We start from the raw sequence: 16,433 nt of genomic DNA, 5'->3' as shown, positions 1-16,433 counted from the left end.
GCCATTGCATGCCGATTTCGATCGGTCAGAGCCGTAGCGACATCTCCATCTCGAAGCTCTCGGTGTTGCAGGTCTCGAAGCCGACCTTCCGGTAGAGCGCGACCGCGGGCGTGTTCCAGCGCTCGACGGTGAGCCAGACGTGTTCGGCACCCTCGGCCCTGGCGTGGCCGAGCAGCCCCGTGAGTAGCCGCGAGCCGATGCCGGCCTGCTGGTGGGTGTCGAGAACGAAGATGGCGAGCTCGTGGGCGTCCTCGTCGTCCGGGACGAGCGTCGCGTGGCCGACGCACTCCTCGCCGTGGCTGGCGACGACGTTGTAGCTGCCGTCGAGGATGGTGTCGAGCCAGCCCTCGATCGCGCCGCGCTCGGTCGGCGGGATGCCCTGTGCGCGGTCCGCGGGGTCGAAGGAGACGTACATCTCGGTCAGCGCCGCGCGGTCGTCGTCGGCGTAGACCGTGATCTCGATGTCGCGGTCGTGGGCGTCGGTGAACTCGATCGGTGGCCGCTCGAACTCCCCGGCGCGGTCGTCGGGATAGACGCGCGTCATCGTGCGAGCGTCACCGAGACGTTGGCGTTCATGAGGACGAACTCGGTCGTCCGGCTGAACGAGAGCTTGCCGGTCGGCGTGCGCTCGCCGCCGCTGACGACGAGCCTGTCGAAGCGCTCGCCGTTGGCCAGTTCGACCAGTTCGCCGTCGTCGGCGACGTGCTCGATGGCAGCCTCTAAGCTCGCCTCGGAGAGCGTCTCGCGAACGCGGTGGGCGACCGTCGTCGCGTCGTCAAGCGCGCTCTCGACGAGCGCCACCGTGAGGTCGTCGCCCGTCTCGTGCGCCCGGTCGACCGCGCGTTCGAAGACGGCGAAGGCGTCGTCGCTTCCGTCGATGCTCACTACGACGTTCATGCCCGCCGATGGGGTGGTCGGGGCAAAACCGTTGTGCCGACCGTGGGACACGACACGTTTTTTCCCGGCCGTTCGCAATCGACGCCGATGACCGAGGATTCGCCATCGCCGACGCCGACCACCGATAGCGGCGACGAGGCCGACGTTCCCGAGGACGTGCGCCGGTACGAGCGGTTCACGAAGATGGACGGCGCGCGCTACGAGCGCGCCAACGACTTCCTGCGCGAGCGCACCTACATCACCGCCCGCGAGTGGGCGATCGCCCGCCTCTGTGCGGATTTCCGTACCGAGACCGGCGTCGAGATGACGAAGATCGGTGAGAACCTCCCCGAGCTCGTTCCATTCATGACCGATACCTACACGCCACAGGCCGTCAATCAGGCGCGCGCGGCCTTCGAGGAGAAGGTCCGCAAGGCGGGAGCGACCTTCCTCTACGGCGCGATGTGTGACTTCTTCACCGCCGAGGAGCTCGACGACGTGATGTACGAGGCGACCGAGGTGGCGAAGTTCCTGCTCGAAGTCGAGGGCGTCGATCTCGCGGTCGGCGAGGAGCTCGACAGCGAGGAACGCATCTCCAGTACGATGCGCGAGGTGCGCGCCCAGAGTGCGGCGCTGCGCCACGACGACCTCACCTGCCCGCACTGCGGCGAGGAGTTCGCCGCGAGCGACGCTGCGGACGACCACATGGCGAGTGAGGAAGCCAACGGGGACGACGAACCGACGACGAGCGAGTAAGGGTTCAACAGTCGGCCGAGCGAGACGGTCTCCTCAGAACAGATCGGGCTCTTCGTAGCTGAACGCCACGACGCGATCGTCGGCCAGCGGGCGGATGTGGGTGTAGAGTACGCCGTCGTCGAGTCGTCGTTTCAGTTGCTCGATCTCGTCGCGATCGTAGTGGATCGGACAGCAGATCGCGCGCTCGCCGGCGGCATCCTCAAGGACGATCAGCGCGAAGACGGTTCCCGACTCCTCGGCGCGATAGACCTCGTAGGAGTCGAAGGTCGCCTCGCTGGCGAGCGTCTCCAGCTCTTCGAACTCGTCGCTGGGGACGAGCACGTCGAGTCCGTTGCCCTCGTCGAGGACCGTCACGTCGCCGGGATGGAGTTCGAGCACCGACACGCCCGCGTCGCGGTAGCCCGCGGCGGTGGCCTCCATGTCGTCGACGACCGCCTCCCAGTGGCCCGCCACGTGCTCGTTCGGCTCGTTCTCGGACACAGGCGTCGTGTGGGAGACGCGAGCAAAAGCCTTGCTTTCGGTTGCGGCAAATCTATATAGCACGGTTGCAAACGCCACGGCGTGAGTGACCTTCTCTCGATATCCGGGCTGCGGACGCAGTTCGCCACCGAGCGTGGCACGGTCAAAGCCGTCGATGGGCTCGATCTGACGGTAGAGGCCGGCGAAACCGTGGGACTGGTCGGCGAGAGCGGCTCGGGCAAGTCGGTGACGGCGCTGTCGGCGATGGGACTGGTCGACGATCCCGGTACCGTCGCCGACGGCACGGTCGAATTTCACGACGCGGAGCTCGCGCGATCGTTCGCCGACGACTACGGGGGCGGGGTCGCCGATCCCGAGGCGGGCACCGTCGATCTCACGCACGCGCCGGAGGACGCGATGCGGACGGTCCGTGGCGGCGAGATGAGCATGATCTTCCAGGACCCGATGACCTCGCTCAACCCCGCCGTCCCCGTCGGCGAGCAGGTCGCCGAGAGCCTCCGTCTCCATCAGTACGGTGGCCAGAAACCCGATTCGTGGCGCAATGCCGTCCGCGAGATCCTCCCGAAAACCGGCTCCGAGATGGACGAGGCGGTGCTCGCCGACACGATCGAGATGCTCGACGAGGTCGGCATCCCCGAGCCCTCCGCCCGCGTCGACGAGTATCCCCACGAGTTCTCCGGCGGGATGCGCCAGCGCGTCCTGATCGCCATCGCGCTCGCCTGTCGGCCCCAGCTCCTGATCGCCGACGAACCGACGACGGCGCTCGACGTGACGATTCAGGCTCAGATCCTCGATCTCATCAACGACCTCCAGGACGAGTTCGGCATGTCCGTCCTCTTCATCACGCACGATCTCGGCGTCGTGGCCGAGACCTGCGATCGCGTGGCCGTGATGTACGCCGGTGACATCGTCGAGGAGGGTCCCGTCGAGGAGATCTTCCACAACCCCTCGCATCCGTACACCTACACGCTGCTCGAATCGATCCCTCGGGAGGACGCCGACCGTTTGACCCCTATCGAGGGGAACGTCCCCGATCTCGTCGATCTCCCGACGGGCTGTTCGTTCGCGCCGCGGTGTCCGTGGGCCCAGCCAGAATGCCGCGAGGGCGAAATCCCGTATCTTCAACACGGCCCCGACGAGACGGATCACCGCTCGAAATGCATTCTGGAGTCGTTCGATACCGACGAATACGGCACCGACGAAGGGGTACGGGCGACGAGCGACGCCACGCCGACGCGGGAGAGCGCCACCGACCCGCTGGTTTCGGTCGATGGGCTCGAAAAACACTTCTCGCAGGCCGACGACCTGCTCGACTCGTGGCTCGGCAGCGGCGGCCAGCCGGTGCGGGCGGTCGACGGCGTCGATTTCGAGGTCTACGAGGGCGAAACGCTCGGTCTGGTCGGCGAATCCGGCTGTGGGAAATCGACGACCGGGCGGTCGATCCTCCGGCTGCTCGACCCCACCGACGGACGGGTCGTCTTCGCTGGCGAGGACTTGAGCGAGCTCGACACGGACGGGCTGCGCGCCAAGCGTCGCGAGATGCAGATGATCTTCCAGGACCCGCTGTCGAGTCTCGATCCACGGATGAACGTCGGTGCGACGATCGCCGAACCGCTCAAGATCCACGACCTGCCCGATTCCGGGGCGGGTTCGACCGGACAGACGCGCCGCGAGCGCGTCGAGGAGCTGATGGAGGCTGTCGGCCTCGACGTCTCCCAGCTCGATCGCTACCCCCACGAGCTCTCCGGCGGCCAGCGCCAGCGCGTCGGCATCGCCCGTGCCTTGGCCGTGGATCCCGATTTCATCGTCTGTGACGAGCCCGTAAGCGCGCTCGACGTCTCGGTGCAGGCCCAGATCCTGAATCTTCTGGAAGATCTCCAGGAGGAGTTCGGGCTGACCTTCCTGTTCATCGCACACGATCTCTCGGTGGTGCGCCACATCTGTGATCGCGTGGCCGTGATGTATCTCGGCGAGATCGTCGAAGTCGCGGGCACCCAGGAGCTGTTCGCCGAGCCGAAACATCCCTACACGCAGGCGCTGCTGTCGGCGATCCCCGAGCCCGATCCGACGAGTGACACCGATCGGGTGGTGCTCGAAGGCGACGTGCCGAGCCCGATCGATCCGCCCTCCGGCTGTCGGTTCCACACGCGCTGTCCGTCGGTCATCCCGCCCGACGAACTCGACGTTTCCCAGGAGGCCTACCGCGAGGTGATGGACTACCGCCAGCGCGTCGAGAGCGAATCGATCTCGGTGGCGGATGTGCGTGCCGACACCGGTGTCGAGCGGGCGGAGACGGTCGCGGCGGACGGTGGGACGGACGTACCGACGCGGGCGTTCTGGGAGCAGTTCTTCGAGCACGACGACGAACTCGACGAGCGATCGCGATCGGTCATCGAGGACTCCTTCGAGCGAATCGTCGCCGACGATTGGGACGGGGCGGCCGACCGGCTTCGCGAGCGCTTCGAGAGCGTCTGTGAACGCGATCAGCCGGTCCTCCAGGACGAAGCCCACCCCGCGGCGTGTCATCTTTACGAGCAGCCAACCGACCGCCAGCACTGACGTCTGACGCAATTTTTTCCGGTACTCTTATTAATCCACTCTCGTCAGTAGCCACCATGCCATTCGATAGCGACACGAGTAGGCGGTCGTTCCTCACGGCGGCCGGCGGTGCGGCGGCCGCGGCGATGGCCGGCTGTCTCGACAGCGGCGGCTCGGGCGGCAACGGATCGGGCGGCAATGGCTCCGGTGGGAACGGTAGCGGTGGGAACGGCTCTGGCGGGGGCGGCAACGGCGGCGGTGGCGGCCAGAGCGGCGGCACGCTCACCTACGCTCGTGGTGACTACCCCTCCAACTACGATCCCCACCAGTCGACCAGCGGCGAGGTGGCGAAGATCACCGACCAGGTGTACAGCCACCTCATCGCGTTCGTCCCCGGCAGCGGCGGGAAACTCACCGCCGGCCTGGCGAAGGACTACGAGCTGAACGGCACGACGGTGACGCTCAAACTCCGTCAGGGTGTGAAGTTCCACAACGGCGAGGAGTTCACCGCGGACGACTTCAAGGCGACCTACCGCCGGTTCGTCGACGACAGCTACCAGTACTACCTCGGCAAGGACGCGGTCTCGGGCGAGCCCTCCGGCTACGCGTCGGTCACGTACAGCGACTGGATCAAGTCGGTCACCGTGAACGGCGATTACGACCTCGAAATCGAGCTCAAACAGAAGTACGCGCCGATCCTGCGCAACCTCGGGATGTTCCCCTCGGCAGTGCTCTCGAAGAAACAGATCGAGGAGCTCGGCAAGAAACAGAACCAGCTCGGCAAGAACCCCGTCGGCACCGGCCCGTTCACCTTCGAAGAGCTCGACGACGGCAACCAGCGCGTGCTGCTCGGCAAGAACGACGACTACTGGAAGGACGGGCCGTATCTCGACCGCGTTATCTTCACGACCATCGGCCAGAACTCCACGCGTGCACAGGCCGTGATCAACGGCGACGCCCAGATCATCGACGGCATCGGCGCGCAGGCCTCGAAACAGCTCCAGAATTCGGATAGCGCCTCGCTGCTCCAGAAGGACGGGATCAACATCGGCTATATGGCGATGAACATGGAGCGCTACGAGCCGTTCCGGAAGAAGAAGGTGCGCCAGGCGGTGAGCCACGCGATTAACACGAAGGCCATCGTCGACGACATCTACGAGGGGTTCGCCTCTCAGGCCGATCAGCCGCTCCCGCCGAACGTCACCGGTTACAACGACTCGATCGATCCGTATTCGAACGACAAGGAGAAGGCGAAGAAACTGCTGGAGGAGGCCGGCGAATCGGAGCTCTCCTTCGAGCTGGCGACGTTTTCGAACCCGCGGGGCTACAACCCCTCACCTGTGCAGACCGCCCAGCAGGTCAAATCCGACCTCTCGGATATCGGGATCTCGGTGAAGATCAACCAGTTCTCCACCTTCTCGTCCTATCTCGAATACACGTACGCGGGCAAACACGACGCCTGCTTTTTGGGCTGGTACACCGACAACGCCGACCCGGACAACTTCGATTACGTGCTGCTCCATCCCGGCGTCGACAAATCGGAGATCCCCGAAGGCCAGGACTGGGTGAGCTTCGACACCGAGGGCTACAACACGAACAACGCCTCGGGGTGGGCCAACCGGAAGTTCATGGATCTCACCGAGAAGGGACAGAAGACCTACGGCGAGTCCGAGCGCAAATCGATCTATCAGGAGGCCAGCAAGGTCGCCCACGAGGAGGCCCCCTGGGTGTTCGTCGACTACGCCAAGACGCTGCGCGGCGTCAATCAGGCCGTCGATCAGTCGACGTTCACCGTCACCTCGATCAACAACCCGTATCTCGAATCGGTAAAGCTCAAACAGTAGCTACCCTCAGGAACGATCTATATGGTCTCGAAGCGGTTCATCGCGAAACGTCTCCTCCTGTTGGTGCCGGTGCTGTTCGGCGTGGCGACGGTCGTCTTCGCCATCCTCCATCTCGCGCCGGGCGACCCGGCGCGGGTGATCCTCGGCCAGCGCGCGCCGACCCAGCAGGTCGTCCAGCTACGGCGCGAGCTCGGGCTGAACGACCCGATCTGGGTCCAGTACGGCCGATTCCTCGCCGACACCGCCCAGCTCGACTTCGGACAGTCCTACCAGATCGCCAAGGGCAGCCCCGTCTGGGACGTGCTCGCCGACCGTCTGCCGGTGACGATCGAGCTCGCGATCTACGGCCAGATCACCGCCATCCTGCTGGGGATCCCCCTCGGCGTGCTCTCGGCGGTCAAACAGGACTCGCTGACCGATCACGTCACCCGCATCGGCGCGCTGACGGGTATCTCGGTCCCGATCTTCTGGAGCGGCCCATTGGTTCTGCTCGTCTTCGCGACCTTCCTCGGCTGGCTGCCGACGAGCGGGCGCATCGGTAGCACCTTCTTCCTCGAAGACCACTGGGTGCTGTTCGGCACGCAGCTCCCGCTGACGGGGATGGTGTCGATCGATACGTTCATCCTCGATACGGGCGCGTTCGTCCAGTCGATCCTCTACGGCGAGGGGCTCGGCGCGTTCGCGTCGCTGACCGAATACTACGCCTCGTTCATCTCGGCGGTGCAACATCTGCTCCTGCCGGTGTTGACGCTCGGCATCTACTCGATGGCGCTGCTGTCGCGGATGATGCGCTCGTCGATGCTCGAAGTGATCCGCCAGGACTACATCCGTACTGCGCGCGCGAAGGGCCAAGGCGAGCGGATCACCATACTGAAACACGGGCTCCGGAACGCGCTCATCCCCGTGATCACCGTGATCGGCATCCAGTTCGGCACGTTGCTCGGCGGGGCGGTGCTCACCGAGACGGTCTTCGGCATCGGCGGCATCGGCCAGCTGCTCGTCGCGGCGATCGGTGCGACCGACTACCCGCTCGTCCAGGGTACGGTACTGGTGTTCGCGCTGCTCTTTACGCTCGTGAACCTCGGCGTCGACGTCACCTACAGCTATCTCGACCCACGGATCCAACAATAATGGCGACCGAAACCTCCACCACGGCCGACCGTCGGGGCATCGTCGAGCGACTGCGCGCCTCGCCGTTCCTCTCGGAACTGCTCTCGAACCGGCTCGCGATCATCGGGTTGAGCATCATCCTCGGGATGGTGCTCCTCGGCGTCTACGCCCGACTGTTTCTCGATCTCGGGGCCATCTCACAGTCGCAGCTCGCGGCACATCCGAACAAGGCCCCGCCCGGCTGGCTCGGCTCCGCGGCGCTCGATCAGTTCCTCTTCGGTACCGATGCCGCCGCGCGCGACATCTTCAAGCGCGTGCTGTACGGCGCGTGGCTGGCGCTCAAGTTCGGCGTGCTGGTCGTCGGTGCCTCCACGGTGCTTGGTATCTCGCTCGGTATCATCGCCGCGTACTACGGCGACGTCGTCGACAACGTCGTGATGCGGACGATGGATGTCTTCCTCGCCTTTCCGTCGCTACTGCTGGCGCTCGCGCTGGTCGCCATCTTCGGCGCGGGGCTGTCGAAGGTCGTCATCGCGCTCACGCTCGTCTACACGCCCCGCTTCGCGCGCGTCGTTCGCGGTGCCGCACTCAAGGTTCTGGAAGACGAGTATATCGACGCCACAGTGGCGCTCGGCGCGCGCGATCCGCGCGTGCTCGTTCGCCACGTGCTGCCGAACTGTCTCGCGCCGATCACCGTCCAGAGCACGCTGAACTTCGGGCTCGCCATCATCGATCTCGCAGCACTGTCCTTCCTCGGCTTCGGCGCGCAGGCCGGCACGCCGTCGTGGGGGCTGATGCTGAAAAACGGCGTCAGCAACGGGCTGCTGACCGGCGACTGGTGGCTCTCCTTCTTCCCGGGACTGTTCCTCGCGGTCACGGTGCTCGGCTTCAACCTGCTCGGCGACGGGATGCGCGACGCGCTCGACCCGCGGATGCGCGAGACCGTCGAGTGAGTCGATGGCTCGCTACGATCCGCTGCTCGCGTGGCTCCGTCGCCGACTTCGTCTCGTCGCCACCGCGGGCGCGGTCGGAATCGTCTTAGGTGGGATCGCTGCCGTCGTGATCGCCGTTCTCGACGATCCGACGACCGCCAGCACGCAGACGTTCGCGATCGGGACGCTCGCCTTTGGGTTCGGAATTCTCGGCTGGTCGGGCTCGGCGCTCGCCGGCCGCAGTATCGAGGGGCTCCAGCGTCGCCTCGACACGAACTCCGACTGGACCGAACGCGATTCCCGGCGGGCGATGACCCGCCTTTCGGGGTTCGGTGCGGGCGTGATGGCTGGCGTCGTGATCGTGACGCCGCTACTACCCTGAGCGGACGTTTTCGCCGCGTGCGTCGCCGAACGCCTCGTCCTTGTCGTTCCGATAGACCGTCTTGCCACGCACCATCGTCCACTCCGGGAAGATCCCGTCCCAGCCCTCGAACGGCGTCCAGCCGGCCTTCGAGTGGAGCTGTTCGCCCCTGATCTCGCGCGTCGCATCGGGATCGAACAGGGCGAGATCGGCGTCGTTGCCCGCCTCGATCCGCCCCTTTCGCGGGAGATCGAACACGGCTGCGGGGGTCGCCGCCGTGAGATCGCGCACCCGTTCGTAGCTCAGTCGTCCCTCGCGAGCCTCGGCCAGGAGGAGCGGGAGGGCGGTCTCGACGCCCGGCACGCCGCTCGGTGCGTCCCAGATCGCGGCATCCTTTTCGGCGCGGGTGTGGGGCGCGTGATCGGTCGCGACGATGTCCACCGTCCCGTCGGCGACGCGCTCGAAGACCCCTTCTCTCCGCTGCTCGCTGCGCAGCGGCGGGTTCATCCGTCCGAACGTACCCAGTTCGGGGAGATCGTCGCGCGAAAGCAGGAGGTGGTGAGGCGTCACCTCGCAGGTCATCCCTGCTCTCTTCGCACGGTCGATACCATCGGGGGTGCTCGTATGGGCGACGTGGAGCTGTGCACCCAGTTCCTCGCCGACCCGGCAGGCGCGTTCGACGGCGGCGTGTTCGGCTTCGGGCGTTCGGAAGGCGCTCCAGGCGTCGGCGTCCGTGCGTTCGTTCGCTCCTTGGCGCTGCCCGTCCCCGGCATCCTCGCTGGAAGGTCGCACGCTTTCGTCGAACTCGTCGGCGTCCTCGGCGTGAACGGTCACGGCGATGCCGTGTTCGGTGGCCGCCGCGACCGCGTCCGTGAACAGGTCGGCGTCGATGCCCATCTCGCCCGTCGAGTCGGCCAGGAAGACCTCGCCGAGCGCGAACAGCGGTTCGGCGAGCAGTTCGTCGGAATTCCAGTCGGGCGTGACGCCGCCATTGATACCGAAATCGACGAGCGAATCGGCGGCCAGCGCCGCCTTTTCGGCGACCCGCTCCCCGTCGATCGTCGGCGGTTCCGTGTTCGGCTGATCGACGACGGTGGTGACGCCGCCGGCGGCCGCCGCCCGACTGCCGCTCGCCCACGTCTCCTTGTCGGGAAAGCCCGGTTCGCGGAAGTGGACGTGTGCGTCGATCATCCCCGGCAGGAGGAGTTTGCCGTCGGCAGCCACGATTCGTTCGTCGTCGCGTGGCGACAGCCGGCGTTCGACGGCCGCGATGCGTTCGCCTTCTACACGAACGTCGCGCCGCCGACCGTCGGCGAGCGTCGCGTCCTGGATCAACATGCCTTCGCTGGCGTGCCTGCGGGCCTAATCCTGTCGATCGCCCGCGTCCTCTCGATAGCCCTCGACGAGCGCCTGCTCGATCTCGTCGGCGACGGTCGCGAGCTCGCTCTCGCCGCCGGCCCGTTCGACGCTGCCCACGCTCGCGGGGTCGAACGGTACGTCGAGCGCGCGATAGACGGGAGCGAGCACGTCGGCGATCGCGTCGGCGTCACGAGTGAGGACGATGCCGGCGACGAGCGCTCCTTCGTCCGTGACGCGTTGAGCAAGCCCCGCGATCTTGCCGTTCGCCTGGAGCGAGTGCGAGCCGGGACAGAACGAGTCAGGCGGTTCGCCGGGGCGCGCCTCGACACCGAGACGGTCGAAGGCGCGTTGTAGATCGCTGCTTGCCCGGTCGTACCGTCGCTGTATCGCCCGCCTGTCGGTGGGTTCGGCGCGCGCGAACGCGACCGTCGAACCCGTGTAGACGACCGCTCGGCCACCGACCGCCCGTTCGACGGCCGGAAACCCCCTGTCAGCGGCGGCCCGCCTTGCCTCCTCGTAGCCGTCAGCGCGGGCGTCGCGCCGTCCGAACGCCACCTGTCGGTGGGGACACCACGCGCGCACGGCCGGCTCGCCGGTCTCCTTCGTGAACGCGAACATCGTCCGGGTTCGCTCCCTGTCGGCGTCGATGTCGGCGGCCCGGCCGTCGAAGACGCGCATGGAGTGAGTACGAGAGCGAAGGCTAAGGGGTTGTTGTGAGCATCCAGACGATACAACGGTCTGTATAAACGCTCACGCGCCCTTCGGTCGGCGATGGCCGTCACCCTCTCGGCGGACGCGCTCTCGCTCTTTCGGCGCTTCTCGCTGTACAACTCACCCTACGTCGCCCACGAGCGGGGCTGCGCCGTCGATCTCTATCCCAACGCGGGACTCGGCCCGGCGACCGACGGCGATCGCTCGATCGCTCCCTCACCCGTCGCCGGCGAGGTGCTCGACACCCGGACCGTGCGCGCACCGTCGAAACCCTATGCCGCCGAGAACGACCACCTTGTGCTCGTCGATACGGGCGAGTACGTCGCGCGCATCCTCCACGTCGAGCCGTCGGTCGCGGTGGGCGACGTGCTCGAAATCGGCGACGGGATGGGTCGACTCGTCCGTGCTGGCTTCTTCGCGCCGTGGGTCGACAACCACGTCCATCTCGAATTCCGCGATCCCGACGCGAACCTCTCCCGCGCGAGCGGGTCCGAACCGCTCGCCGTCGGCGTCGACATGGATGGACTCGACTGGGACTGGGTCGGGGAAGTCGTCGAGAGCGGTGCGACCTACGCCGTCCTGGATGCACCCACCCACCCCGAACCGGGCGAGCGGTTCGTCGGCATCGCGAGCGACGGGGGCGGGGTTCTCGACGGCGGGCTCGTCCACTACGCGGGCGGCGGTGCGCACGGGGGCCGCGATGGACCGGTCTCGCTGTTCGGTCGGGAAGTCGGCCACACGACCGACCGCGATGTGTCCTGGAACGGCCTCGAAATCATCGCGAACGGCGCGCCGATAACCGGATTGTCGTTGTTCTGCGCTCGCGACACCTTCGGTGCGAAACTCGTCTGTCCCGAGCGAGAGTTCGCCGTCGGCGAGTCGGTCGAGATCGAACTCCGGCCGAGCGACGACCCCGTACGACTCGGTTGACGCTACCGACGGGTACAAACCGATCGCCAGTCACGAACCGCCATGAGCGATGCCGACGTTCCCGACCAGACGACCGATCTCCTCCAGCGCTACGTCGACGCCCACGGCTATCTGTCGTGGCTCGGCGCGCGCGTCGAGTCGATCGAGTACGGCGAACTCGTGATGACGATCCCGTTCGACACGAAACTGACGAACTCCGGGCCGGGCGAGAGCAACGAGATGCCCGCCCGCATCCACGGCGGCATCGCCGCGACGCTCATCGACACCACCGGCGGCATCGCGCTCCGGCCCGCGCTCGACGACCCGATCAACGGCGGCGTCTCGACGATCAACCTCAACGTCAACTACCTGCGGCCGGCCGCCGGCGATCTGACGGCGACCGCCGAGGTGATCCGGGCGGGCACGAGCGTCGGCGTCTCCGCGGTGACGGTCGAGAGCGAGACGCCCGACGGCGAGACCAAACCCGTCGCCACCGGACAGGGAGCCTACCGATTGTTCCGCCCCTGATCAGACGAACTCGATCTCCTCGCGGTCGGTGACCTCGCCGAACAGCCAGTCGGCGTGATCGAGCGCGTACTCGTGATGGTCCTCCTCGATGTAGCCGATCGCATCCTCGACGAGCACCGGCCTGAAATCGCGTAGACCGGCGCTGCCGGCCGTGTGGAGCACGCAAACGTTCGCGAGCGTGCCACAGAACAGGAGGTCGTCGATGCCGCGGGCGTCGAGCCAGCCCTCCAGCTCTGTGTCGTGGAAGGCGTCGTAGGTGTGTTTCTCGACAACGTGGTCGTCTTCCCGGATGTCGAGCCCGTCGGCGATCTCGGTCTCCCACGTCCCCTCGACGACGTGCTCGCCCCAACGCTCGAACTCGTCGTAGTAGTGGTTGTCCGCGAACTGTTCGTCCGGGTGGACGTCGCGAGTGTAGAGCACGGCTGCACCCGCTTCTCTGGCTCCCTCGACCAGCTCCGCGATCGGTTCGATAACCTGCTCGCTCGCCGGGGCGTAGAGGCTGCCGTCGGGATGGCAGAACCCGTTTTGCATGTCCACCACGACGACCGCGGTTCGGTCTGGATCGAACTGCATACCCGTCCTATCGCCGGATTCGACAAGTGTCTTTGCTCGCCAGCCGGGGCTTTTTTGGCTATAGCGCCCCCGTCTCGGACAATGCGACCCCGCGCCGCCGTCCTCTGTGTGGTTCTCGTCGTTCTCGCCGGCTGCAGCGTCCCCTTCTCGATCGGCGGTGAGGGAACGACCGGTGGGCCGAACGGTACCGGGACGGGCGGGGCCGGCGATGCCGGAACCGCTACCGCGACCGCTGATGCTCCGGCCCGGAACCTCGCCGACCCCGCCGACGACGTACTCGGCTGGGAAGGTGGCTACTGGTACAACGAGTCGATCCCCGTCACGGGGACGGATGGTCTCAACGAGAGCGAACAGTCGGCACTCGTCAACCGGACGATGGCCCGTATCGAGCGCGTTCGGGAGCTGGAGTTCGAGAGTACCGTGCCGGTCGAGGTCATCTCGCGCGAGGAGTTCCAGGGGCCACCGAACGCGACCGGCGGTGGGGCGCGCTCGCCGGCCTTCCGGATCTTCGACAACGCGAAGTTCGAGGCGCTGTTTCTCATCGGCGAGGAGAACGATTCGCTCGCCGTCCAGCAGTCGAACAGTAACCAGAACGTGCTCGGCTACTACAGCCCCCGCAACGACTCGATCGTGGTGGTCTCCGATAGCGAGACCCCGAAACTCGGGCGCTCGACGCTCGCCCACGAACTCGTCCACGCGCTCCAGGACCAGCAGTTCAACCTCTCACAGGGCGCACCGCCGACCCGTGACGGCTACAACGCCCGCAACGGACTCGTCGAGGGCGAGGCGAACTACGTCCAGCGACGGTACGAGAAGCGCTGTGGCAGTCAGTGGCGCTGTCTCGACGTCGGCGGTGCGGGCGGGAGCGGTGGTGGTGGCGACCTCCATCTCGGGGTCTACGCGCTCGAATACTTCCCGTACGCCGACGGGCCGGCGTTCGTCGATGCGGTCTACGACCGCGCGGGCTGGCAGGGCGTGAACGATCTCTACGATGAGATCCCCGCAAGCTCCGAGCAGATCATCCATCCCGAAAAGTACGGTACCGACACGCCGACGAACCTCACCGTTCGTGATCGCACCGCGGGCGGCTGGGAGCGGGTCCGCCCGAACGGCCGCCCGGACTACGCCACGCTCGGCCAGTCGGGGCTGTCGGCGATGTTCGGCTACACCATCTACGACGACTACAACCGCTCGTCGGTCGTTCGGCCGGACGAGTTCATCAACTCCGAGGGTCGGAGCGTCAACCGGACCGATCCCTTCGAGTATGGGCTCGCCCCCACCGATGGCTGGGACGGCGATCGGATGGCCGTCTACGAGAACGACGGGTCGACGGGCTACGTCTGGAAACTCGCCTGGGACTCGCCGGAAGAGGCCCGCGAGTTCGTCCGTGGCTACCGCCAACTGCTGAGTCACTGGGGTGGCGAGCGCGTTCTCGGTCGGCAGGGCGTCTGGGAGATCGAGCGGTCAAGCCCCTTCACCGACGCCTTCCGGATCTCCCGGCAGGGCGACACCGTGACCATCGTCAATGCCCCGCAGCCATCGGCGCTCGACGCGGTCCACGCGCGCGGGTGACGAATGGTTTTTGTCGATCGCCCGAGCACTCTCCCCATGCCGGAGCCGTTCGACATCGTCACCCCCGAGACCATCCGCGAGGGTCGCGCGACCGACGCCTACTTCGAGCGCACCGTCGAAACGCTCGATCACGCCGGGAAGAACCCGCACGTCGTCGCCGAGGTCACCGCCGATCAGTTCCCGACGGGCGAGTTCGAGGTGTTCGCGGGGATCGCTGACGCCGCCCGCTTGCTCGATGGCTGCGACGTCGCCGTCGATGCACTCCGCGAGGGCCAACTGTTCGACGGCGGCCCGGTCATGTCGATCGAGGGTTCGTATCTCGATTTCGCCCGGCTTGAGACTGCCCTCCTCGGATTTCTCTCGCAGGCCTCGGGGATGGCGACGAACGCGCTGCGCGCTCGTCGGACGGCTCCCGATGCGTCGCTACTGAGCTTCGGCGCGCGCCACGTCCATCCGTCGATCGCGGCCGTCGTCGAGCGGAGCGCGCTGCTCGGCGGGTTCGACGGCTTCTCGCACGTGGCCGCGGGCGAGCTGCTCGGTCGCGAGGCGAGCGGGACGATGCCCCACGCGCTCGTCATCGCCTTCGGCAAAGGCAATCAGGAGGCAGCGTGGACGGCCTTCGACGAGGCCGTCGCCGATTCCGTGCCACGGATCACGCTCTGTGACACCTACTCGGACGAGGCCGACGAAGTCCTCCGTGCGGCGGACGCGCTCGGCGAGAATCTCGACAGCGTGCGCATCGACACGACGGGCTCCCGGCGGGGCGACATCCGGCACATCATCCGCGAGGTGCGCTGGGAGCTCGACGCACGCGGGCGCGAGGATGTCGAGGTGTTCGTCAGCGGTGGTCTCGACCCCGACGCACTTCGTGATCTCCGCGACGTCGCCGCGGGCTTCGGCGTCGGCGGCTACGTCTCGAACGCGGACCCGGTAGATTTCGCGCTCGATATCGTCGCAATCGACGGCGAGCCCGCCGCCAAACGCGGCAAACTCTCCGGAAAGAAGCAGGTCTATCGCACGGACGACGGTGGCCATCACGTCGCACTCGCCGGCACCGAAAGCGCGGGCGAACCGCTGCTCGAACCGCTGCTCCGCGACGGCGAACTCGTCCGGGAGTTCGATCTCGACGCAGCGATCGACCGTGCCAGTGCGGACGCCGCGGCGGTCGACTTCGCGTGACGAGCGAACCGCTTTTGACGACTGCGGGCCTACTCCGAACCGGCAGAGAGAGCCCGGCCACCGCGGCGTACCGACAGGCACGCACGTGCCAGCGGGTACGCACGCGAGGAAAGTCCCCCCACCGCCGGGCAGGTGACCGGGGAAACCCCGGGACGGGAGACCGTCGGCGCTGGAACAGCAACGAGACCCCTCCACCCGACCGATGAGGCGCGGGCGGTGGCATCGCCACCGTCTCGGCGCGAGCGGCACGGGGTGCATCGTGCGCCCCGAAGCGAGCGGGCACCGCCCGCGAGCCAGCCGCGAGCGTGCGAACCCGACGCAAAACGGCCACTGGCCGGACAAAGCAACGGGGAGCTAACCCGCCGAGGGATGAGGGTGGAGAACGGATGGAACGGCGAATCCTCACCGGTGCAAGTCCACGCCACGCGGGTCGGCCGCACGGTAGCCCGGCAGGGACGTGGACGCTCAGCCGAATGCCGGGACGAACAGAAGGGGGCTTACTCCTCTCAGCCATGTTCTCGACACGACCGATCGGTGTCGCATTCTTCCACGAAACTCACAAATATTGCCGAATTCCATGACAGCCATGAGCAGGCCGTATCGACCATAGCGTCCCGACAAGCCGCGTTGGCAACGGATCGGTCGGAAACGACCCGACCCGCATACGTGCAGTTCTCTCCGCGGACCGCGCCCCCATAGGTATAC

At 66.7% G+C, this 16,433-nt stretch carries 16 protein-coding genes and 1 other RNA gene; 11 read left to right on the top strand and 6 right to left on the bottom strand.

What is annotated here, in order from left to right; translation table 11 throughout:
• Positions 1–25 precede the first annotated feature (25 nt).
• Entirely contained in the window at positions 26–544 is a 519-nt protein-coding gene (locus tag MUK72_RS01000) for a GNAT family N-acetyltransferase (RefSeq protein ID WP_004051957.1), read from the bottom strand.
• Positions 541–897, bottom strand: a complete 357-nt coding sequence (locus MUK72_RS00995) for a universal stress protein (protein WP_244702885.1) — start codon at positions 895–897, stop codon at positions 541–543. Before MUK72_RS00995 ends, MUK72_RS01000 begins: the two co-directional genes overlap by 4 nt.
• Before the next feature lie 87 nt (positions 898–984).
• Here MUK72_RS00995 and MUK72_RS00990 point away from each other — a divergent pair, with 87 nt between their 5' ends.
• Entirely contained in the window at positions 985–1,632 is a 648-nt protein-coding gene (locus tag MUK72_RS00990; RefSeq protein ID WP_244702882.1) for a DUF5806 family protein, read from the top strand.
• Between the two features lie 33 nt (positions 1,633–1,665).
• Here MUK72_RS00990 and MUK72_RS00985 read toward each other — a convergent pair whose 3' ends face one another.
• Positions 1,666–2,112: a DUF7529 family protein gene (locus tag MUK72_RS00985; RefSeq protein WP_244702879.1), complete on the bottom strand. Its 447-nt coding sequence runs from the start codon at positions 2,110–2,112 to the stop codon at positions 1,666–1,668.
• An 81-nt stretch (positions 2,113–2,193) separates the two neighbouring features.
• Between MUK72_RS00985 and MUK72_RS00980 the strand changes: the two genes are divergently transcribed.
• The 5 genes from MUK72_RS00980 to MUK72_RS00960 are packed head-to-tail and all read left to right on the top strand — an operon-like array spanning position 2,194 to position 8,918.
• The gene (locus MUK72_RS00980; protein ID WP_244702867.1) at positions 2,194–4,671 is read left to right on the top strand and encodes a dipeptide ABC transporter ATP-binding protein; all 2,478 of its coding nucleotides are present in this window, start codon (positions 2,194–2,196) and stop codon (positions 4,669–4,671) included.
• Between the two features lie 56 nt (positions 4,672–4,727).
• Entirely contained in the window at positions 4,728–6,494 is a 1,767-nt protein-coding gene (locus MUK72_RS00975) for an ABC transporter substrate-binding protein (RefSeq protein ID WP_244702864.1), read from the top strand.
• Between the two features lie 21 nt (positions 6,495–6,515).
• Complete coding sequence (locus tag MUK72_RS00970) at positions 6,516–7,625, top strand: ABC transporter permease (protein WP_004051963.1); 1,110 nt, start codon at positions 6,516–6,518, stop codon at positions 7,623–7,625.
• Complete coding sequence (locus MUK72_RS00965; RefSeq protein WP_004051964.1) at positions 7,625–8,557, top strand: ABC transporter permease; 933 nt, start codon at positions 7,625–7,627, stop codon at positions 8,555–8,557. The genes MUK72_RS00970 and MUK72_RS00965 overlap by 1 nt, the downstream gene beginning before the upstream one ends.
• 4 nt (positions 8,558–8,561) lie before the next feature.
• Positions 8,562–8,918, top strand: coding sequence for a DUF7268 family protein (locus tag MUK72_RS00960; protein WP_244702861.1), 357 nt, complete (start codon positions 8,562–8,564; stop codon positions 8,916–8,918).
• Here MUK72_RS00960 and MUK72_RS00955 read toward each other — a convergent pair.
• Complete coding sequence (locus tag MUK72_RS00955; protein ID WP_244702858.1) at positions 8,910–10,235, bottom strand: dihydroorotase; 1,326 nt, start codon at positions 10,233–10,235, stop codon at positions 8,910–8,912. The two genes, MUK72_RS00960 and MUK72_RS00955, sit on opposite strands and share 9 nt — an antisense overlap.
• 24 nt (positions 10,236–10,259) lie before the next feature.
• On the bottom strand, positions 10,260–10,934 hold the full coding sequence (locus MUK72_RS00950; protein WP_244702856.1) for a lipoyl protein ligase domain-containing protein: 675 nt from the start codon (positions 10,932–10,934) through the stop codon (positions 10,260–10,262).
• A 93-nt stretch (positions 10,935–11,027) separates the two neighbouring features.
• Here MUK72_RS00950 and MUK72_RS00945 point away from each other — a divergent pair, with 93 nt between their 5' ends.
• On the top strand, positions 11,028–11,897 hold the full coding sequence (locus tag MUK72_RS00945; RefSeq protein ID WP_244702853.1) for a DUF8155 domain-containing protein: 870 nt from the start codon (positions 11,028–11,030) through the stop codon (positions 11,895–11,897).
• A gap of 42 nt (positions 11,898–11,939) precedes the next feature.
• Positions 11,940–12,404, top strand: a complete 465-nt coding sequence (locus MUK72_RS00940; RefSeq protein WP_004051969.1) for a PaaI family thioesterase — start codon at positions 11,940–11,942, stop codon at positions 12,402–12,404.
• Here the strand turns inward: MUK72_RS00940 and MUK72_RS00935 are convergent, their stop codons facing one another.
• Entirely contained in the window at positions 12,405–12,977 is a 573-nt protein-coding gene (locus tag MUK72_RS00935) for a cysteine hydrolase family protein (protein WP_244702850.1), read from the bottom strand. It abuts the gene before it with no gap.
• 81 nt (positions 12,978–13,058) lie between these two features.
• Between MUK72_RS00935 and MUK72_RS00930 the strand changes: the two genes are divergently transcribed.
• The 3 genes from MUK72_RS00930 to rnpB all read left to right on the top strand — a co-directional run bounded on the left by MUK72_RS00930 (position 13,059) and on the right by rnpB (position 16,240).
• A complete protein-coding gene (locus MUK72_RS00930) occupies positions 13,059–14,549 on the top strand; it encodes an Hvo_1808 family surface protein (RefSeq protein ID WP_244702847.1) in 1,491 nt (496 codons plus the stop codon).
• Between the two features lie 36 nt (positions 14,550–14,585).
• Positions 14,586–15,728: a nicotinate phosphoribosyltransferase gene (locus tag MUK72_RS00925; RefSeq protein ID WP_244702844.1), complete on the top strand. Its 1,143-nt coding sequence runs from the start codon at positions 14,586–14,588 to the stop codon at positions 15,726–15,728.
• A 41-nt stretch (positions 15,729–15,769) separates the two neighbouring features.
• Positions 15,770–16,240, top strand: an RNA gene (gene rnpB / locus MUK72_RS00920) — RNase P RNA component.
• Positions 16,241–16,433 lie beyond the last annotated feature (193 nt).

This window comes from Halococcus dombrowskii (assembly GCF_022870485.1).
GTDB lineage: Archaea > Halobacteriota > Halobacteria > Halobacteriales > Halococcaceae > Halococcus > Halococcus morrhuae.
This window is presented reverse-complemented; position numbering and strand designations above follow the sequence as displayed.